The following is a 20963-nucleotide window of genomic DNA, read 5'->3' as shown; positions in this document are numbered from 1 at the left end:
AAGCAGAATTGTACCATTCAATAAGATCCACTAGTCACCGCTATAAGAGGATGTATAACAAACTGGCAAAAAAGCTGGCGACTTGCATCAAAGCACATGAATGACCTTCTGTGCAAGTCCGATCCAAACGTTACTGCATACGCGAAAGTTTCTTGAGATGCGCTCGCAGAACTTCTTGGCTCTTTTTGTCCTTCTTTTTGAACACGTATTATAAAGAACTTTAGTTTTTTCTCAAAAAAAACACCCAAAATCCGGGTGTTTGTTATCAAATATATATCTTCAGCCTTTCTTGAACGCTCCAAGCATCGCTCTTACCAAGCCGCCTATGACTTTTGGTAGCTTAATTGTATAAAATTTCATAATGCCCCTCCTCGTATACATCTGCTCTTACATTCAGAAACATCACTAATTGCCTGTTATCATTTCATTAGCAGATATCGGTAAAATAAAATACGTCCGTTTATCCTGCCAAGCGTGATGATTAATCACTGCTTCTTATCACCATTAATATGCCATCAGTGAATGAAAAATTCCCACATTGCGAAATAAGTTCATTGCTTATGCATTGGGTTGAACCAAGGGGCAGAACATGATTGGTCAACGGATATTTAAAACCTGCCAATGTAATTCCTTTTACTTCAGTTGAAATAGGTAGGAAAGAGACATACTTTTTATCATTCATAGCTTCCAGAGAATATGTACCAGGTGTTTTGAACGATATTAGATTCTGCTTGTCTACGATAAAAATGTTCAGATTATTTTTTTGCTCGAGGAGTGGTTTTTTTAGCAGGAGTTGAAGATTTCCGATAAAATGATCCATTCTTCCCCCCGTTGCACCAAATACATAGATTTCTTCTGGGTGTTTTGAAAGCGCCCAGTTGAAGGCAATCTCTAAATCAGTTTCATCTTTCTCCGCTGGATATATTTCCAGATGATTCAATGTTTTCTTGATGTCTGCAAGCTCTGCTTCTGTAACAGAATCAAAATCTCCGAACGCTACATCTGGGACAATATCGTGTTGCATGAGCGTGTAGACACCTCGATCCACCCCCACCCATATGCTTGATTTCTCTCGATATACGTTCAAATCGGGGAGTAAAGCTACCGGTCCACCCGCTACAATACTAATTATCATTAGCTGTACCTCCATTTTAGAATATAAAAAAACCGCCCCTTATTCAAAATAGATTCGAAAAGGATTCCCCTCTCCGATCCATCCGCTAAAGGAGTCGGTTTTTCATTATTACCCGCGAAGTTTTTTTATTGCTAAAGCTCGGTCACTTTCATTATAAATAGCTGATCCTGCTACTAAAACGGTTGCACCATGCTCAACACATAATTTCGCCGTCTCTTCATTTACTCCACCGTCGATTTCGATTTCAAGTTCCGGATTCAAAGCATCGGCCATCTCTCTCACTTCGCTAATCTTAGGCAGGACTGCGTGAATGAATTTCTGTCCGCCAAAACCGGGATTCACCGTCATCAGAAGAACAAGATCGATGTCTTCAATAATGTGCTTTATCGATGAAACCGGTGTAGCTGGATTAAGCACGACACCTGCTTTCACACCAAAAGATTTGATTAATTGGATTGTTCGGTGAAGATGCGGACAAGCCTCAACATGAACAGTAATATAATCCGCTCCTGCTTTTGCAAATGCTTCCACATATTGATCAGGGGCCTCAATCATTAAATGAACGTCTAATGGTAAATCAGTAACCGGACGGATTGCGTCAACAATTAGCGGACCTATAGTAATGTTCGGAACGAAATGGCCATCCATCACGTCAACGTGAATATAATCCGCTCCCCCTCTTTCGACATCCTTAATCTCTTCACCTAGCTTTGCAAAATTTGCAGAAAGAATCGATGGTGCAATTTTAACCATTTGTTAATACCTCGGCTTTCTATCTTTTATTTCCTCTAATATTTGAAGATAATGTTTATGGCGGTAGCTAGGGATTTCACCTTGAGCTACCCCTTCTTTTACTGCACATTTAGGTTCTTTGTCATGTAAACAACCTCGGAACTTACATCTTTCACCTGCTTGATAGATTTCTGGAAAACAATAAGCTAAACGGTCTACTTCAATGTCCATAAATTCTAGTGAACTAAAACCAGGTGTATCAGCAACGAGACCTGAACCTACATGAATAAGCTCTACATGACGTGTAGTATGCTTCCCTCGTCCTAAATGGCTGGATATATCATTTGTCTCTAACGCTAATTCTGGATTGATTGTATTTAGCAAGGAAGACTTCCCTACGCCGGATTGACCAGCAAAGACGCTTGTTTTTCCTGATAATTGCGGCAGTAGCGCTTCAATCCCATCGCTTGTAATACTAGATGTTTTAATAACGGTGTAGCCAATCTCTTGATAATCTCTCATGTATTGATCCAAGCTTGCTTTTTTAGCTTCCACTACAAGATCAATTTTGCTAATTATAATGATTGGCTCAATTTCATTATCCTCGATAGCGACTAGAAAACGGTCTAGCAAGGTTGTACTAAAATCTGGCTCCACTGCAGAAAAAACAAGAATCGCCTGATCTATATTGGCAATTGGAGGTCTGACTAGTTCATTCTTGCGATCTTTAATTTCTAAGACATATCCATCAGTAGGATTCTCAGCTTGATACACGACTGAATCACCAACTAACGGGGTGATTTTATTTTTCCGAAAAACCCCTCGACCACGGCACTGAATGACTTCCTCCCCATCCAACACATAGTAAAAACCGCTCAGTGCTTTAATGATCTTTCCTTCTGGCATAGACTCACTCCTTAGATGTTTGATTACTCTTTCGGATATTCCACTTTTTCATCCAAAATCACTTGACCGTCTCTGACGACTTTATATCCGGCTTTTTTATTATGCTGAACGGTGAATTCTAATGTTCGATACGCCTCAGAAGTTATAAAGAATGGTGGTTCATACGTTTCTGTCATACTATGATTCATATCTTCAATGAAAATCTGAATTTCCTGCGGTTTTCCTTCTTCTTCCGATTCATACGGTATTGTAATGTTTACATTCACTTGTTTGGGAGGAATTTCTTCCTTTCCTTTCGACAGCACAACATTGACTTGGCTTCCTTTTTTTATTTTCGTAAAAGGGGCGGGTTCTTGAGAAATGACAAGACCTTCACCAATTGTATCACTATATTCTTCTCTTACTACATTAATCGTAATTTCTGCATCACTCTCGTAGTCATCCAGCCCTGTTTGATTGAATTCTTTAAGATTTTTTAAAGGTATATAATCAGGTCCTTTACTTACCGTCAATTCAAGCACAGTATCAGACGGTATTAGCTCCAATTCGGATGCTGGACTTTGTGAGACAATCGTACCTGGTTCACTTTCATCAAAAACTTGGGTGATGATTATATCCTTAAAACGGCCAGCTATTAGCGATTGAATATCATCATAGATCCTGTTTGTATAGTCGGCAATAACAATCTTCTTTTTGCCGCTGCTTACGAACATTTTAATTTCTCTTCCTTCTTTTACAATCTGCCCTTCTTGTGGATCGATACGAATGACATTTCCTTCAGGTACTACTTCGTCGTCTAACAGGATAGGATTCGTTACAACAAGGCCTTGTTCTTCAAGAATCGCAATCGCATCATCTGCTTTTTCTCCACTTACATCTTGGATTGTGACATCTTTCGGTCCCATAATATATGGATAAGCATATATCGCTCCAGCTGTTACAGCCAGCAATAAAAAGAAAGTAAATAATAAGATCAGCGGCCACTTTTTTCGTTTCTGTTTATTTTGCTTAACCTTTTTAGTTTTTTTGTTCCCTTTTTGTGGTTCATCTAGTTCTTCTTCTGGATAAACCACCGTATTTTTCTCCGGTCCACGAATAATCGTTTCATCTATCCCAGTCATATCGTCACTTGTAATAATTGGAATTACCTTTGTCGCGTCCATATCCTCAGGGATCACAAACGGAGTTTCATTCGTGCGTTCGGGATTCAGTGCAGACCTTATATCATCTTCCATTTCATCTACAGTTCCATAGCGATAATAAGAGTCCTTGGCAGTCGCCTTAAGAATAATATTTTCGACACTTTGCGGGATAGAAGGATTCCAACGTTTCGGAGAAGGTGTTTCTGATTGAAGATGTTTCAGAGCAATTGAAACAGCCGATTCCCCCGAAAACGGCAGTCTTCCTGTCAATAGTTCAAACATGACAATGCCAAGCGAATAAATATCCGATTTATTATTTGCCATGCCTCCTCTTGCCTGTTCTGGTGACAGATAATGAACGGAGCCAAGTACAGCATTCGTTTGCGTAATATTGGTCGCGCTTAATGCAAGGGCAATACCGAAATCAGTAATCTTCACATTCCCATGATCATCAATCAGGATATTTTGTGGCTTAATATCTCGATGAATGATTCCGTTATGATGCGCTTGAGAAATAGCAGACGTAATTTGTTTAAGAATGTCCAGTGCTTTTTCAATCGGGACCGGATAAAACTTTTGTATGTATTGTTTAAGGGTTAGGCCTTTCACATATTCCATAACAATATAATAAATATCACCATCTTCTCCAACGTCATAAATGCTGACGATGTTCGGGTGAGTAAGACTTGTTGCAGATTGGGCCTCACGATTGAAACGCTTGATAAATTCTTCATCATTATTGAAATCCATACGGAGAATCTTAAGCGCTACTTCGCGTTCAAGAATCATATCCTGAGCCAAATATACATTGGCCATCCCACCGCCGCCGACCATTTCCAATAACTTATAACGGCCGTTAATTCTTTTACCAATTAACATAAGGCTCACCTACTCTCACTATTATCAAAAAATCGAAGTAGGGCAAGGGTGATATTATCTTCTCCGCCATATTCATTCGCCATTGTAATGAAAGAATTGGCTTTTTTATCTAAATCATCTTGATTCGTAATGATGGTGATCATTTCTTGTTCACTAATTTTATTCGATAAGCCATCAGAGCACAGTAAAAGTACATCGGCTTCTTCACATATAATCGTGAAAATGTCCATCTCAACATTGATTTCAGTTCCTAGAGCACGAAGTAAGACATTTTTACGAGGATGATTCTCAGCATCTTCCTTTGAAATTTGACCGCTTCGTACGAGCTCATTTACTAAAGAATGGTCTTCAGTCACTTGTTTAAAACCTGATTCATTGTACAAATAACAGCGGCTGTCGCCAATATTAGCAATCGTTGAAAATTTATTCGTGCAAATGGCAGCTACAATTGTAGTACCCATTCCCTGACATTCTGAATTTTCCTCAGAATATATGAACAAAAGACGATTGATTTCCTTTATTTCCCGCTGAAGCCATGATTCCGCTTCATTTGGTGAAAACATCGGACCTGATTCTTCTTCCCAACGTTTTTGCAAAAATTCAACGGTCATTTGACTTGCTACATCACCAGCACGGTGCCCGCCCATGCCATCGGCTACAATGGCAAGGCGAACTCCATGGGGATTAAGAAAGATTCCGCCATTATCTTCATTATGTTGGCGGACTTTCCCCTGATTTGTTAAAAAGATGTCATTCATAGACTTCTGTCACCTCGTCTCTTCTTTGCGCTCCTTAGCACGAAGCTGGCCGCAAGCTGCATCGATATCATGACCCTGTTCTCTACGAATCGTGACATTGACGCCTCGTTTCTTTAACGTTTTTTCGAATTCAAAAATCTGCTCACGAGGTGTTCTAACATAGTTGCGTTCTGGCACATAGTTTACTGGAATCAAGTTTACATGGCACTTTATTCCTTTAATTAAATCTGCCAATTCTTCAGCATGCTCAACTTGGTCGTTTTCACCGCCGAATAAGCCGTATTCAAAACTAACCCTTCTGCCCGTTTTTTCGGTATAGTATTTGATCGCTTCAATAAGATCCGGTAATTTATAAGCACGGTTGATTGGCATTAATTTACTTCTCAGCTCGGAATTTGGCGCATGTAAGGATAAAGCAAAATTAATTTGCAATTCTTCATCAGCAAATTTATAGATTTTTGGAATAATCCCACTTGTTGAAACTGTAATATGGCGAGCCCCGATGTTCAATCCTCTTTCATGATTGATATTTTTCAAAAAGCTCATCATTTCATCATAGTTATCAAATGGTTCGCCGATTCCCATAATAACGACTGAACTTACTCGTTGATCCATTTCATCAAGGGCTTGTTGTACTTTTACGACTTGAGCAACAATTTCTCCTGCTTCTAAATTTCTTTTTAAGCCACCAAGTGTAGAGGCACAGAACGTACAGCCGATACGGCAACCAACTTGAGTTGTTACACAAACAGAATTCCCATATTCATGGCGCATAAGCACAGTTTCAATCGAGTAACCGTCATGCAATTCAAATAAGAACTTCATCGTATTTCCGTCAATGGAAGTTTGTTGAACAAGCGTCTTCAACGTTGTAATCGTAAAGCTAGCATCGAGTTTTCCACGTAGTTCTTTTGATAAATTAGACATATCTTCAAAGCTTGTTATACGCTTTTTATACAACCATTCAAAAAGTTGCTCCGCACGGAAAGCTTTTTCCCCATTTTCTGTTAACCATTGTTTTAATTCGTTAAGCTCCAATGAATAAATAGATGGCTTTTCTGGTTTCGTTACTGTTTTTCTTCTTGTTGTTACCGTTTCTGCCATTACAGCACCTTCTTTCTAAAACTAGCAATGAAAAATCCATCACTGCCGAAATCCTGTGGAAATACTTGCAATTTATAATCGTTGACAAGCGGCTGCACGCTTTCTGGCATTCTGTCTTTTAACGTCAAATCTCGCTCAAAGTCCGGATGTTTTTCCAAAAAATGATTAGCTACAGTATCATTCTCTTCTTGATCGACTGTACATGTACTATAAATGAGGTTACCGCCCTTCTTCACAAGCGGTGCAGCTGCTTCTAAAAGTTGATTTTGGATACTAGAAAGTTTTATTATATCATCTTTTGTTTTCGTATACTTCACATCCGGTTTTCGGCGCATTACACCTAAACCGGAACAAGGAGCATCTACTAGAACTTTGTCAAAACCTTCTTTATTAAATAATTCTTGAACTTTTCTACTATCAGATACTTCGGTTTTAATATTTCTTAATCCTAACCGCTGGGCTTGATCTTTAATTAGTTTGACTTTGTGCTCATGAAGATCAATCGCCACTACTTGCCCGGTAGTCAACCCTTCTGCAATATGTGTCGATTTTCCACCTGGAGCTGCACAACAATCGAGAACGATATCATTTCCAGTGGCATCCAATGCATGAGCAACGAGCATAGAACTTTCATCTTGAATAGAGAGAAAGCCCATTTTATAGCTTTCTGAATGTGCAAGATTCCCTTTTAAGCAATAAATTGCTTCATCAAGTATCGGGCTTTTTTCTACATCATAGCCTTCTTCCGTCAGCGTACTAACCAATTCACTTCTAGAGATTTTCTTAACATTCACCCTTGCTGATTGTACAGGGGCCGTTAAATTTGTTTCACACATATTAGCTGTTTTTTCAAATCCGAATTGTTCAATCCATCTCTTTACGAGCCAGGTCGGATGACTCGTCTCAATGGCAAGTCGCTCGGCGTTATCTTCAATATCTTCTAGTGACCGGAGACCTTTTCTCTGTACATTCCGTAGAATCCCATTCACCATAGATGTAATGCCTTTATGTCCCCGTTTTTTTGCAATTTCAACCGCTTCATAAATAATCGCATGATCGGGTACCTTATCAAGATAAACCATTTGATAAACCGATAAACGTAGCAAGTTGATTACCCAGGAAAGCGTCTTTTTTTCATTTTTGATAAAAGGCTGCAAATAGTAATCGAGCGTCATTTTCCTTTGAATCGTTCCGTATGTGATTTCTGTGAGCAAACCGCTGTCAGCCGATGATAATTGATGTTTGTTAATCATTGAGTTTAGTAGCAGGTTGCTATATGCTTGATTCTTTTCAACGGATTCGAGGACATCAAGCGCAATATCCCTTACACCCTTTTTCGTTTGTTTCATTTCATTCTCCAATCTTTAAGCCCACTTTAATAAAAGAGCCCGCTCCGCGTAAATAATCTTTCGCCAACATTTTTTTCTTGCCTGCAGGCTGAAGCTCAAGAATTAAAACAGCCGTCGTGTTTCCGGTACCAACAACAAATCCTTCTTCAAGAACATCTATCACAACACCTGGCTGTACAGGGGACGAGAGCTGTATTTTTTTTGTAGTCCATACTTTGAGTGTTTCACCCTTTAATAGTGTATAAGCAACTGGCCAAGGATTTAATCCGCGAACATGATTATATATGTCTTCACCGCTTTTGTCCCAGTCAATCTTTTCCTGTTCTCGTTTAATATTAGGGGCAAATGTTGCTTTGGCATCATTTTGCTTAACAGGCGTGATTTCTCGATTGAAAAGCTTAGGTATCGTTTCAGCAAGCAAATCAGATCCAATTTGGCTTAATTTTTCGTGTAATGTACCAACATTATCTTCTTCTTCGATCTTAACTTCTGCTTGTGTCAAGATATCTCCGGCATCTAGTTTCTCCGCCATGTACATAATGGTAATTCCGGTTTTTTCTTTTCCTTGTAAAATGGAATAATGGATAGGTGCTCCACCTCGCAGTTCTGGTAAAAGCGAAGCATGTACATTGATACAGCCATATTCTGGAGCTTCTAACAACTTATTCGGAAGAATTTGACCAAAGGCAGCTGTAATAATTAAATCCGGTTTTAAGGCAAGGATTTCTGCTAATTCCGCTTCATTGCGGATTTTTTCAGGTTGATATACAGGGATTCCTTGTTTCACTGCTTCGATCTTTACAGGTGGAGGAGTCAGTACTCTTTTTCGTCCCACTGGCCGGTCTGGCTGTGTAACGACAGCAATTACATTATAGCCTTCTTTAATTACGCGTTGCAGCACAGGAACGGAAAAATCTGGTGTTCCCATAAAAACAATTTTTTTCGTCATTATGCTTCCTCCTCTTCCAATTCCTCTTCTGTTAGATATCGACTAACTTTAGTTGTAAAAAGCACGCCGTGTAAATGGTCGATTTCATGTAGGATTGCACGAGCAAGAAAGTCCTCAGCTTCTAATTCGTAAAAACCACCTTTACGATTTTGGGCTCTGATCTTCACTTTATATGGACGTTCAACTTCTCCGTATAAATCTGGAAAACTTAAACACCCTTCAGGACCGACCTGTTTTCCGTCGGTCTCTAAAACAACCGGATTAATCATTTCAATTGTTCCATGATGATCATCGATATCAACAACGGCAATTTGTTTCTTTAAACCAATTTGCGGAGCCGCTAGTCCTACCCCATCCGCTTCGATCATCGTATCATACATGTTTGTTAACAGCTTAGCCAACTTTTTATCAAAATCTGTTACTTTTTCACATTCTTTTTCTAATATTTCATTTGGATACAAAACAATCGGTAAAATAGCCAAAACTTGTAATTCCTCCTATAGAAAAACACGGTTGATTTTTACATCATCATTTGAGGATTTAAATCAATCGATATTTGTAAATGTTGTTGTGCGAGTTCCTGCTGATAATGGTCATTAATTGTTTTAAAGCATTGATGAAGGTTTGGTTCCCGTTTGTATTTTATCAGACATTGGTAGCGATATCTATTGTTAATCCGACTAATTGGTGATGCTGATGGTCCGAGAATCATTGCACCTGGGCTTAATCCATTTCTCATGAAACCTGAAATCTTTTCAGTAACTGAAACAGCGGTCATTAAGTCTTCGTGAGAAACCGTAACGAGGGCGATATAATAATAAGGCGGATAGTGATTGCTCCTTCTTATCGTCATCTCTCTTTGATAAAAGGTGTTATAATCCTGCTGTCCTGATAACTCAATGCTGTAATGCTCCGGTGAATACGTTTGAATGACAACTTCTCCTGTCAATTCATGGCGGCCCGCTCGCCCTGACACTTGGGTTAACAATTGAAAGGTCTTTTCTGAGGAACGAAAATCCGGCAGATGTAGCATCGTATCTGCTGACAAAACACCGACTAAGGTGATATTCGGAAAATCTAGTCCTTTTGCAATCATTTGTGTACCAAGAAGGATATCTGCCTTCCCTTCCCCAAATGCTTGAAGCAGACGCTCATGCGACCCTTTCCTAGTAGTTGTATCTACATCCATTCGAATCACTCTAGCTTCCGGCAATATTTTCGTCAATTCCTCTTCAACTTTCTGGGTACCTGTACCAAAGAAACGAATATGTTCACTTCCACATTCTGGACATTCAGCTAACATCGCTTCCTCATGCCCGCAATAATGGCATTTTAACGAATGATTCGATCGATGATATGTAAGTGAAATTTCACAGTTTGGACAATTTGATACATACCCACAACTTCTACACATCACGAAAGAAGAGTGTCCTCTTTTATTTAGCATCAAAACGGTTTGTTGTTTTTTTTCTAAGCGATCTTGAAGCTTCGTAAACAATAATTCAGAAAACATTGATCTGTTGCCGTTACGTAATTCTTCTCGCATATCAACAATTTCTACCGCAGGAAGTGCATGGTCATTCATTCGCTTGCTTAAGGTAAGGAGCTTGTACACGTTTTTCTGCGCTCTTGCAAATGATTCAAGTGTCGGAGTCGCGCTGCCAAGAATGACAGAACAGTTATGTGATTTTGCTCGTTGTATCGCCACATCTCTTGCATGATATCGAACGGTTTCTTCTTGTTTATAACTGGATTCATGCTCTTCATCGATAATAATAATTCCCAGATTTTCAAACGGAGCGAATACGGCAGAACGAGCACCGACTACGACTTTTACTTCTTTACGGTGAATTTTTCGCCATTCATCGTATTTCTCACCGATCGATAAGCCACTATGCATCACAGCAACTTGTTCACCAAATCGCTCTTTAAATCGTTTGACTGTTTGTGGAGTTAATGAAATTTCTGGAACGAGCATGATTGCCTCGCCGCCCTTTTTTATCACATCATCAATCGCTTGCAAATAAATTTCTGTCTTACCACTACCTGTAACGCCATACAGTAAAAAAACGTCATGACAATTATTCTTAATCGATTCTTTAATAGGGGCAATCGCGATTGCTTGTTCATCGGTTAGCTCAAAGAACGGTTTCTTTTCAAATGTTCGATTTTCATACGGATCACGATATACTTCCTCATTTGTTTCCAATAAAATCCCTTTATCGATGAGTGACTTCGCTGTACCATTAGATGCATGTGTGATATCTAATAATTCTTTAAGCAAGACCTTTTTTGGCGTTGCAACGAAATAAGCCAAAATATCATGCTGCTTCTTTGCGCTTGTAGGAAGTGATTGCTTGGCCTTAATTAAATCTTCCATGTTTAGTGCAGGTACTATCATTCGCATCGTTTTTTTATTATTTCGGTTTTTTACATAATATAGAACTTCTAGATGACCTTTTTGGACCTCTTTTTGGAAAAGGGAGGCTTTATCACCGTCAATGACCTCCTTCCAGGAAAGAGCATCTTTATTCCCCATCATTTGTAAAATATCCGGATGAACCTGATTTCTTTTTTGTTCATTTACTTTAATAATTTTCTCGTATTTTGCTTTCATAGCTGACGGAAGCATCGCCTGAAGAGCAGAAATCTTATAGCATAGTGTCTCTTCTGTTAACCAATCTCCTAATGCTAAGAGCTCATCATTTAAAACAGGATCGATATCCATCGGTTCTTTAATAGACCGAAGTTTTTTCCATTCGCTTTTATCTTTCAAACCAGTCACAAACCCTTGAACCATTCTTGGACCAAACGGAATAATGACTCGCATACCAGGCTGGATAATATGAAGCCATTTATCTGGAATCGTATAATCGAATTCACGGTCGGTTTGTTTCGCAGGGACGTCAACAATGACTGTCGCAATGTTCATGTATCATCATTCCTTTTTCAACATCTCCACAACTTCCAGCAAGACTGCTTTAGCGGTTTCAGTTTTACTCATCAAAGGAAGTTCAAGATTTGTACCGTCTTTCTTAAATAGAGTGACAATGTTTGTATCATGGCCAAACCCCGCTCCCTCGGTTGTTACATTATTAGCAACAATCATATCAGCGTTCTTTTTGTGCAGTTTTCCTACCGCATACTCTTTTAGGTTGTCTGTTTCTGCTGCAAAACCTACCAGTATTTGCGTTGTTTTTTTCTTACCAAGCTCTAGCAAAATATCTTTCGTTCGTTCTAGTTCAAGGGCACTTTCCCCTGGTTGTTTCTTCATTTTTTTCGAATGAGCGAATTTAGGTGTATAGTCACTAACGGCGGCTGATTTTATGACCACGTCCGCCCCTTCATACACTTTCATCACTTGGTCATACATTTCCGATGCAGTCTCAACTTGCACAGTTTCCGCTTTGGCAGGGGGCAATAATGAAACAGGTCCTGTGATCAATACAACCTCCGCACCTAAAGCAAGGGCTTGTTCAGCAAGAGCATAACCCATTTTGCCAGTAGATCGATTAGAAAGATAACGTACAGGGTCAATATGTTCCCTGGTAGGCCCTGCTGTTATGACGATTTTTTTCCCGCTCAAAGACAGTTCTTTCGTTTTGTTTGAAAAAAAGGCAGAAAGCTGTTCCACAATCGTTTCAGGTTCCTCTAAACGCCCTTTTCCTGTATAGCCACAAGCTAAGTACCCCTCAGAAGGCTCAATAAATGAATAACCAAAGCTTTTCAAAGTTGCCATGTTTTGCTGAACAGCTGGATGAGCATACATGTGAACATTCATCGCCGGAGCAACCCAAACAGGAGCAATGGTTGCGAGTAATGTCGTTGAAATCATATCATCAGCAATTCCATTTGCCATCTTTCCAATTATATTAGCTGTCGCTGGTGCAATTAAGATCACGTCCGCCCAATCAGCCAAATCAATATGGGCAATCACTGCTGAATTTTTTTCATCAAATGTATCTATATATACATCATGCCTTGATAAGGCTTGGAACGTTAGCGGAGTCACAAATTTCCCCGCTGATTCACTCATCATCACCTTCACTTGTGCACCAGCCTGAGTTAGTTTACTCGTTAATGCAGCAGCCTTGAAAACCGCAATCCCACCAGTTACACAAAGAAGAATCTTTTTATTAGTAAGCATACACTTTCCCCCCAACACACGTTCTTTTTTCTTATTATGAAGGATAACATAAAGTGAAACTTCAATCAGTGAGGATTTTCTTCATTCCCCACCGATTGTTAGTCTCGTTCTAGTGTCGCTAATATCTCCGCTCTGCTACGATAAAGCGACTCTACGAACCCGATTGGTTCATCTATCAGGCTTTTACGGGCAGTTATCTCCCACCCTACGTTCCTTGATTCCTCTAAGCCTTGAGGTGGGGATTTTACTGCCTGGTAATGCGGGATAAAAAGCGCAAGCATCTTGATTTTAGGCTGAACACCATAACGGGTCATACCTTATGTGTTCACTATAGTGACTAAAAATCATACATAAGTCAAAATGATACAAAAGAAGTTTTCTTATGCGTTATACATTACTTGACTAATGACGGACTGCTTAAATTGAATAAAAATGCAAGAAAGGGCCGGACTTCCCAATCAATAGCTTCATCTGCTATTGTTCTTTAGAAAGTCTGACCCTTGTCTGTCAATAGTTACTGTCCAGCCAAAAGCTGTTTTTGCTTTCGTACAATTAATACTTACTTTTCTTCATATTGGTTATCATACGTTAAATTACCTGAATGAATTTCTTCTAGAGCACGACCTACTGATTTATAAGACACAGGCTTTTCGATTTTGCAGTCATTTTTAATTTGCATTTGTCTTGCACGTTTAGCTGCAACAGATACAAGTGAGTATTTAGAATCAATTTTCAGCAATAATGAATCGATAGATGGATATAACATAATTTATTTAACCTCCAGCATTTTTTTATAACGGGTAGATACGCGTTCTCGTCTGCAATGCTCAGCAACCACAATTGCATTGATTCGCTGACAGGCATGAACAACATGGTCATTTTCAACAACATAATCGTATAAATCCATTAATTCAATTTCTGCTTTTGCAGCAAGCATTCGTTGACGAATTAGTTCTTCTGATTCTGTTCCACGGTTAACGATTCTGTTCTCCAACTCTGAAAGACTTGGCGGGGCAAGGAAAATAAATAACCCTTCAGGGAATTTTTCTCTTACTTGACGAGCTCCTTGCACTTCAATTTCCAAAAATACATCTTTACCAGAATCCAGTGTTTCACGAACATAATCAACTGGCGTTCCATAATAATTACCAACAAACTCTGCGTATTCCAGTAGTTTGCCTTGTTCAATCAGAATTTCAAATTCTTCGCGACTCTTAAAAAAGTAATCAAGCCCATCGACTTCCCCTTCCCGCGGAAGACGAGTGGTCATGGATATCGAATATTCGAATGCCGTATTAGGTTGTGAAAATATTTCTTTCCTTACTGTTCCCTTTCCAACTCCGGATGGACCAGATAAAACAATTAATAAACCCTTTTCTCTCATAGTACTCCATTACCCCTCTTCTACACTTTCATCCCGGTCATGAAGACGGGCTGCAACCGTTTCAGGCTGGACGGCGGATAAAATGACATGATCGCTGTCTGTAATGATTACCGCCCTCGTTCTTCTACCGTAAGTTGCATCTATTAATGAACTGCGATCACGTGCATCTTGGATGATTCGTTTGATCGGAGCCGATTCTGGACTCACGATTGATACAATACGATTGGCCGAAACAATATTTCCAAAACCAATATTTATGAGCTTAATAGACATTTTCGTCCCCCATCCATATCTAGTGTCGCCTCAATCAAAAGAACATAAACAGACTACTCGATATTTTGAACTTGTTCTTTCATTTTTTCAAGTAAACTTTTCATTTCGACTACATTCTTTGTTATTATTGAATCATTTGCCTTCGAACCTATCGTATTTACTTCGCGATTCATTTCCTGCACTAGAAAGTCAAGTTTTCGCCCGATAGGTTCTGTGTGCTCAAGTGTATCTAAAAATTGAAGTTTATGACTTTCAAGCCTAGTTAATTCTTCAGTAACATCGGCTTTATCAGCAAAAACGGCGACTTCAGTCAAGAGTCTACTTTCTTCCACAAGCCCATTTGTAAAATCAGTCAGCTTTTGGGCAAGACGTTCTCGATACTGATCACCAACAGAAGGTGCATACTGCTTTAATTCCGCAACGACAACTTGAAATTTTTCGAGTTGACCCTGCAAATCATTATACAGCTCTACCCCTTCCCGAAGCCTCATTTCCTTAAGCTTTTCAAGTGCTTCCATAAAAGCGTCAAAGAGGACTTGCTCCATATCCTTATTTTCGGTAGGTTCCTCTTCGACAGACAATAGCTCTTCCAGTTGAAGTACATCATGAAGGGTTACAGATGTTTCCAGTTGATATTTTTCTTTCACTTTGTCCATCAATGAAAAAAATTGATCGGACAGCTCCCAATCTAACTTAAGTTTTTTAGAAACAAGTCCTTCACCCTCAACGGTGATGAATATTTCTGCACGACCTCTTCTTATGTATTCATTCGCTTTTTTCTTTAATTTGTCTTCAAGGACTAGAAGCTGACGAGGTAGGCGAATCACGAATTCACAAAAACGATGGTTAACGGTCTTCATTTCTACCGTGACCTTGATTTTATCTTGTTCAGCTTTACCTCTTCCATAACCGGTCATACTAACTACCATAGCATCACTTCCTACTTAACAAAATGATAGATGAAAACAATCGAAGGAACCACCAGTGGCCGATGTTGAACAGTTCAATATATACGTCAAAATAAGATTAGTCATACTTAATAGAGGTTGTTAAAAAAGTCCGGTAAAAAAGCTTGCGAACTTCTCGGCTCTTTTTATCCTCCTTTTTAAACACGCACTTATACCTGTATATGTAATTTGGTATGTCGTCATATAATCTACCCAAATAAAAAGGTAATAGAGACAATCTCTACTACCTTAAAAATTATATCATAGTTCACCCCCATTTAACAGGCTGTAATACCATTCACTTCAATTTTTATGAGCAGATCAAAGAGTAGTTTGTGAAGAATAACAGTTTAGAAAACCCCGGAATTAATGATCACAGACTAAAAAATATGGCCTCATGTCTATGTCTATGTGACTCACATCGTGTAGGCCTTAACTATCTAGAGGAAGCTGTCCTCTGATGGAAGATTCCCTTTACTTTGTTTTTCTTACTAAAAACGTTCCAGCAAGCAAAAAAGTTGGAATTGATGCCATACCTATTACTAGTAGCCAATCACGCATAGCAATCGGCACTGTATGAAAAATCGGTTGAAACGGCGGATAATAGATTACAACGAGCAATAGCAGTAGTGATGAGATTACTGCACCAATCAAATATTTATTACCAAAGGGATTCCTCGAAAAAATAGATTTTTCACTACGGCAATCAAATACATGAATTAACTGCGCCAAAACTAATGTTGCAAAAGCAATCGTTTGTGCATAAACGAGGTTGTCTGGATTATTTTTATACACCACAATGAAAGCAATTAATGTTGCTAGCCCGATTAGAATCCCGCGTGAAATAATTTTCCACCCTAAGCCCCTTGCAAAAACGCCTTCATTTGGATGGCGTGGCTTGCGTTTCATTAAATCCCCCTCTGCTTTGTCCAGCCCTAAAGCCATAGCCGGCAACCCATCTGTTACAAGGTTTACCCAAAGAATTTGGATTGGGACAAGAGGTAGCGGCAATGCCATTAGCATTGCAAAAAACATAACCATTATTTCGCCAACGTTGGAAGCAAGCAAGTACCTAATGAATTTTCGGATGTTTTCATATATATTTCGCCCTTCAGCAATTGCAGCTTTAATGGAAGCAAAATTATCGTCAAGCAGAATCAAAGATGAAGCTTCTTTTGCTACATCGGTTCCGGTAATCCCCATGGCAATCCCAATATCTGCGGTTTTAATGGCTGGTGCATCATTTACACCATCACCAGTCATTGCCACAATATGCCCTTTATTCTGAAATGCTTTGACAATCTTCAACTTATCTTCAGGTGATACACGAGCGAACACAGCCACATCTTCAACAACATCTTCTAGATCGCCCGTTGACATTTCTGCCAACTGCTTCCCTTCAATCACCTTTTCTTTTCCTCGTAAAATTCCTAATTGACTGGCAATGGCTTTTGCCGTTTGTGCATGGTCACCTGTAATCATTACCGTTTTTATCCCTGCTTCTCTACTTTCTTTAACTGCAAGCCCAACTTCAGGTCTTGGAGGATCTATCATACCTTGTAAACCGATAAAGACTAAATTTCTTTCAGCTTCTGCTTCATCCAGCAGAATGGTCCCTGGCGATAATGGCTTAAAGCCAATCGCAATGGTCCGCAATGCTTGACTTGCCAAATCATTAATCGCTTCTTGTACATGTTGGATATTTTCTTTCGAAAGGAATTGTGATTTCTGTGACCATAGAATCGAATCACAACGAGAGATCAGTACATCAGGAGCTCCTTTTACTACAACAAATTGCTTGCCATTCTCGTCTTTAACAACGACGCTCATCATCTTTCTTGTTGAGTCAAATGGAAATTCCTTCACAATCGTAAAATTGTTCATGATCGATTCACGGGTTAATCCTGCTTTCATAGCACTTACAAGCAAGGCGCCTTCTGTTGGATCTCCATCTACTACATACTTACTATCTTTTACTACCAAATTGGCATGATTACAAAGGAGCCCAAATGTAAGCACCTGGTGCAGTGATTTGTCTGATTTTGGAACTACTTTCTTCTCTCCATCATAGAATTCGCCATCAGGCTGATACCCAGTTCCTGATACATTCCATGTTTTACCACCGCTCCAAAGATGAGTAACCGTCATTTTATTTTGCGTCATCGTTCCTGTTTTGTCGGAGCAAATGACCGAAGCACACCCTAAAGTTTCAACGGCAGGTAGTTTTCTGACAATCGCATTCTTTCGAATCATTCGCTGCACACCAAGTGACAATGCAACCGTAACAATTGCGGGCAAACCTTCTGGTATCGCAGCTACCGCAAGGGAAACCCCCGACAAGAACATCGTATAAAGATCATTCCCCTGTAATATCCCTGTCACCACAACCACAAAAGTTAATAAAAGTGCGGTGAAAATAAGGATTTTACCTAACTGCTCCAGTCTGCGCTGCAACGGTGTGATCTGCGTTTCTGCGGATTGGAGTAAGTCGGCTATTTTCCCCATTGCCGTTTCCATTCCCTTTGCAATGACTACCCCTGTTCCACTTCCTCGTGTCACCATCGTTCCCATAAATGCATAGTTAGCCTCGTCACCGATACTTTCAACTTCATATTGAATTGCTTCACTCAGCTTTGCTACAGGAACAGATTCTCCAGTAAGCGCGGATTCCTCAATTTCTAAAGATGCTGATTCTATAATTCTTAAATCGGCACCTATCCTGTCGCCACTCGTAAACTTCAAAATGTCACCTACGACAACTTCTCGGGATGGTACCCTTTTCCATTCACTATTTCTAAGCACTTGTACTTGTGGTGCAGCCATCTGCTTTAATGCTTCAAGAGATTTCTCTGCTTTCCGCTCCTGAAAAAATCCTAAAAAACCATTCACTAAAATGATGGCAATGATCGCGATAGCATCGATGTATTCTCCAAGAATCCCTGAGATTAAGGTCGCAGCAAGTAGAACGATAACCATAAAATCCTTAAACTGTGCAAAGAATAACAGGATAGCTGACTGCTTTTCTCCTTCTTGAAGTTCATTATAGCCCTTCAATTGCTGCCTTTTATTCACCTCTGCCTCTTCCAATCCAAGCCGGACGCTTGTTTCTAAGGCCATCTCTATTTGTTGCGTATCCATTTCCCTGAACTTCATTACATATCACACATCCTCCACATAGAATGAATCCAACCCTGCCCAGACAATGTAGATTAATTTTACTTTCCAGCTTCTTGCTGTAACCAACTTCAGCTATCTTTTAAGCTTTGAATAATTTCTCCTTAAACTTGTCTTAATCCATGTTTATTCAGACTCGTCCTAAAACATGCTATAATTACGAAAAGTAGGTAGATACCCATAACGAATGGGTCTGACCCCGCAATTATTGTACATAGATTACATCTAGTGTAATAGCCTTGTATATTGCGGATTAGTGCGAGGTCAGACCCTTTTAAGACAGGTAAAAAAAATTAAAATAAAGGAAGTATATACATATGTCTTTTGACGGATTATTTACAAAAGCAATGACAGAAGAAATATTTTCGCAATTGAACGGTGGGAGAATCAGTAAAATTCATCAGCCTTATAAAAATGAACTCATCCTAATCATTCGTGCGGGTGGGAAAAATCATAAACTCTTATTATCAGCACACCCAAGTTATGCACGATTTCAAATTACAGAAGAAACCTACGAAAATCCAAAAGAGCCACCGATGTTTTGCATGTTACTGCGTAAACATTTAGAAGGCTATACAATTGAAAACATTTACCAAGAAGGCCTTGATCGGATGCTAATGATTGAAGTAAAAGGGAGAAACGAGCTCGGGGACCTGTCACAGAAACTATTAATTGTGGAAATCATGGGGCGCCATAGTAATATTATCTTGGTCGATAAGGAAAAGAACACGATTCTAGATAGCATTAAGCATGTTTCATATGCGGTAAATAGTCACCGGGCTATCTTGCCTGGACAAACCTATATTGCACCACCAGCTCAGGAAAAAATGAATCCCTTTACCGCAACTGAAGATGATGTGTTAAAAGCAATTGATTTTAATGCAGGTAAAGTGGATAAACAAATAGTGGCCAGTTTCGCTGGTGTCTCCCCACTATTTGCGAAAGAAGTGATTCATACAGCCGGACTAGTAAACCGGGCTACACTTCCCACCGCTTTTTTATCGTTAATCAAGAAACTTGCGAACCGTGAATATTCGCCTAGTATTGTGAATTCTGATGAAAAAGAATCATTCTATATGATAGAACTACAACATATTCAAGGCGAAGGACGTTCTTTTGCAACCTTAAGCGAGATGCTAGATCGCTATTATTTTGGCAAGGCCAAAAGAGATCGTGTGAAACAGCAAGGCAATGATCTAGAACGATTTATTTCGAATGAATTGGAAAAAAACAAAAAGAAAATTGGCAAGCTTGAAAGAACATTGCAAGAAAGCGAACGTGGAGAAGAATATCAACTTTTCGGTGAGCTGTTAACCGCAAATCTCTATCAAATGAAACGTGGCATGAAAGAAATTGAAGTCATCAATTATTACGAAGAAGATGGCCAAACGGTTACCATTAATCTGAATCCGCAAAAGACACCAGCAGAAAATGCACAGAAGTATTTCTCGAAATATCAGAAAGCAAAAAACGCTGTTGTATTTGTTCAAGAACAAATTGAGAAAGCGGAAGCTGAGGTTGCCTATTTCGATCGTTTACATCAGCAGCTACAATCCGCGTCACCAAAAGATATTGATGAAATACGTGAAGAGCTACAAGAAGAAGGTTATATAAAAAAGAAACAAAAAAAAGGCATGAAAAAGCCTGCAAATGCAAAGCCTGTGCTTGAACAATATTATTCGAACGACGGCACGCAAATCTTTGTAGGTAAAAACAATAAACAAAATGAGTACTTAACGAATAAATTTGCACGTCGTGATGAAATCTGGCTTCATACTAAAGACATTCCCGGCTCCCATGTCATCATCCGTAGCGAAGATCCAAGCAGTGAAACGATCAAAGAAGCTGCAGGATTGGCTGCTTACTTCAGTAAAGCGCAAACGTCCAGTTCAGTACCGGTCGATTTCACAAAAGTGCGCCATGTAAAAAAACCGAATGGTTCAAAACCTGGATTTGTTATATACGATAACCAACAAACGGTTTATGTGACGCCTAGCCCAGATCAAGTCATTAATATGAAGGAAGAGAAATGAATATAAATTTCACCCCCGCACACTTGTTGTATGCGGGGGTATTTTAAATCA

Annotated in this window: 18 protein-coding genes; 1 reads left to right on the top strand and 17 read right to left on the bottom strand. The window is 39.4% G+C overall.

Translation table 11 applies throughout. The features are described 5' to 3' along the window. Nucleotides 1-279 precede the first annotated feature (279 nt). The 17 genes from spoVM to JNUCC23_RS08005 all read right to left on the bottom strand — a co-directional run bounded on the left by spoVM (nucleotide 280) and on the right by JNUCC23_RS08005 (nucleotide 18858). Entirely contained in the window at nucleotides 280-360 is an 81-nt protein-coding gene (spoVM, locus tag JNUCC23_RS08085) for a stage V sporulation protein SpoVM (protein WP_062181279.1), read from the bottom strand. Nucleotides 361-481: 121 nt separating this feature from the next. Then, entirely contained in the window at nucleotides 482-1135 is a 654-nt protein-coding gene (locus JNUCC23_RS08080) for a thiamine diphosphokinase (protein WP_403073264.1), read from the bottom strand. A 108-nt stretch (nucleotides 1136-1243) separates the two neighbouring features. Further along, nucleotides 1244-1888, bottom strand: a complete 645-nt coding sequence (gene rpe / locus JNUCC23_RS08075) for a ribulose-phosphate 3-epimerase (RefSeq protein ID WP_062181285.1) — start codon at nucleotides 1886-1888, stop codon at nucleotides 1244-1246. 3 nt (nucleotides 1889-1891) lie between these two features. Next, a complete protein-coding gene (rsgA, locus tag JNUCC23_RS08070; RefSeq protein ID WP_403073261.1) occupies nucleotides 1892-2773 on the bottom strand; it encodes a ribosome small subunit-dependent GTPase A in 882 nt (293 codons plus the stop codon). A gap of 23 nt (nucleotides 2774-2796) precedes the next feature. Continuing rightward, nucleotides 2797-4794, bottom strand: a complete 1998-nt coding sequence (pknB, locus tag JNUCC23_RS08065; protein WP_454215153.1) for a Stk1 family PASTA domain-containing Ser/Thr kinase — start codon at nucleotides 4792-4794, stop codon at nucleotides 2797-2799. 5 nt (nucleotides 4795-4799) lie between these two features. Next, a complete protein-coding gene (locus JNUCC23_RS08060; protein WP_062181303.1) occupies nucleotides 4800-5552 on the bottom strand; it encodes a Stp1/IreP family PP2C-type Ser/Thr phosphatase in 753 nt (250 codons plus the stop codon). A 9-nt stretch (nucleotides 5553-5561) separates the two neighbouring features. After that, entirely contained in the window at nucleotides 5562-6656 is a 1095-nt protein-coding gene (gene rlmN, locus JNUCC23_RS08055; RefSeq protein ID WP_049680730.1) for a 23S rRNA (adenine(2503)-C(2))-methyltransferase RlmN, read from the bottom strand. After that, nucleotides 6656-8005, bottom strand: coding sequence for a 16S rRNA (cytosine(967)-C(5))-methyltransferase RsmB (gene rsmB, locus JNUCC23_RS08050; RefSeq protein ID WP_454215150.1), 1350 nt, complete (start codon nucleotides 8003-8005; stop codon nucleotides 6656-6658). Before rsmB ends, rlmN begins: the two co-directional genes overlap by 1 nt. Before the next feature lies 1 nt (nucleotide 8006). Beyond that, nucleotides 8007-8954 carry a methionyl-tRNA formyltransferase gene (gene fmt, locus JNUCC23_RS08045; RefSeq protein WP_403073253.1) on the bottom strand — a complete coding sequence of 316 codons (948 nt, stop codon included), beginning with the start codon at nucleotides 8952-8954 and terminating at the stop codon, nucleotides 8007-8009. Beyond that, complete coding sequence (gene def / locus JNUCC23_RS08040) at nucleotides 8954-9436, bottom strand: peptide deformylase (protein ID WP_062181313.1); 483 nt, start codon at nucleotides 9434-9436, stop codon at nucleotides 8954-8956. The genes fmt and def overlap by 1 nt, the downstream gene beginning before the upstream one ends. A 38-nt stretch (nucleotides 9437-9474) precedes the next feature. Then, the gene (gene priA / locus JNUCC23_RS08035; RefSeq protein ID WP_403073250.1) at nucleotides 9475-11886 is read right to left on the bottom strand and encodes a primosomal protein N'; all 2412 of its coding nucleotides are present in this window, start codon (nucleotides 11884-11886) and stop codon (nucleotides 9475-9477) included. Between the two features lie 6 nt (nucleotides 11887-11892). Further along, nucleotides 11893-13101: a bifunctional phosphopantothenoylcysteine decarboxylase/phosphopantothenate--cysteine ligase CoaBC gene (gene coaBC, locus JNUCC23_RS08030; RefSeq protein ID WP_454215147.1), complete on the bottom strand. Its 1209-nt coding sequence runs from the start codon at nucleotides 13099-13101 to the stop codon at nucleotides 11893-11895. 559 nt (nucleotides 13102-13660) lie between these two features. After that, nucleotides 13661-13867: a DNA-directed RNA polymerase subunit omega gene (gene rpoZ, locus JNUCC23_RS08025; protein WP_062181321.1), complete on the bottom strand. Its 207-nt coding sequence runs from the start codon at nucleotides 13865-13867 to the stop codon at nucleotides 13661-13663. 3 nt (nucleotides 13868-13870) lie between these two features. Then, nucleotides 13871-14485: a guanylate kinase gene (gmk, locus tag JNUCC23_RS08020; RefSeq protein ID WP_062181323.1), complete on the bottom strand. Its 615-nt coding sequence runs from the start codon at nucleotides 14483-14485 to the stop codon at nucleotides 13871-13873. A 9-nt stretch (nucleotides 14486-14494) separates the two neighbouring features. Next, on the bottom strand, nucleotides 14495-14758 hold the full coding sequence (gene remA / locus JNUCC23_RS08015; RefSeq protein WP_049680722.1) for an extracellular matrix/biofilm regulator RemA: 264 nt from the start codon (nucleotides 14756-14758) through the stop codon (nucleotides 14495-14497). 53 nt (nucleotides 14759-14811) lie between these two features. Next, on the bottom strand, nucleotides 14812-15687 hold the full coding sequence (locus JNUCC23_RS08010; protein ID WP_403073244.1) for a YicC/YloC family endoribonuclease: 876 nt from the start codon (nucleotides 15685-15687) through the stop codon (nucleotides 14812-14814). A 492-nt stretch (nucleotides 15688-16179) separates the two neighbouring features. Continuing rightward, nucleotides 16180-18858 carry a calcium-translocating P-type ATPase, SERCA-type gene (locus tag JNUCC23_RS08005; protein ID WP_062181327.1) on the bottom strand — a complete coding sequence of 893 codons (2679 nt, stop codon included), beginning with the start codon at nucleotides 18856-18858 and terminating at the stop codon, nucleotides 16180-16182. A 338-nt stretch (nucleotides 18859-19196) separates the two neighbouring features. On the opposite strand from JNUCC23_RS08005, the gene JNUCC23_RS08000 reads away from it, so the two are divergent. Continuing rightward, nucleotides 19197-20912, top strand: coding sequence for an Rqc2 family fibronectin-binding protein (locus tag JNUCC23_RS08000; protein WP_454215144.1), 1716 nt, complete (start codon nucleotides 19197-19199; stop codon nucleotides 20910-20912). Nucleotides 20913-20963 lie beyond the last annotated feature (51 nt).

The organism is Peribacillus sp. JNUCC 23 (genome assembly GCF_053653995.1).
The sequence above is the reverse complement of the archived record's forward strand: the minus strand, read 5'-3'. Positions and strand labels throughout refer to the sequence as shown.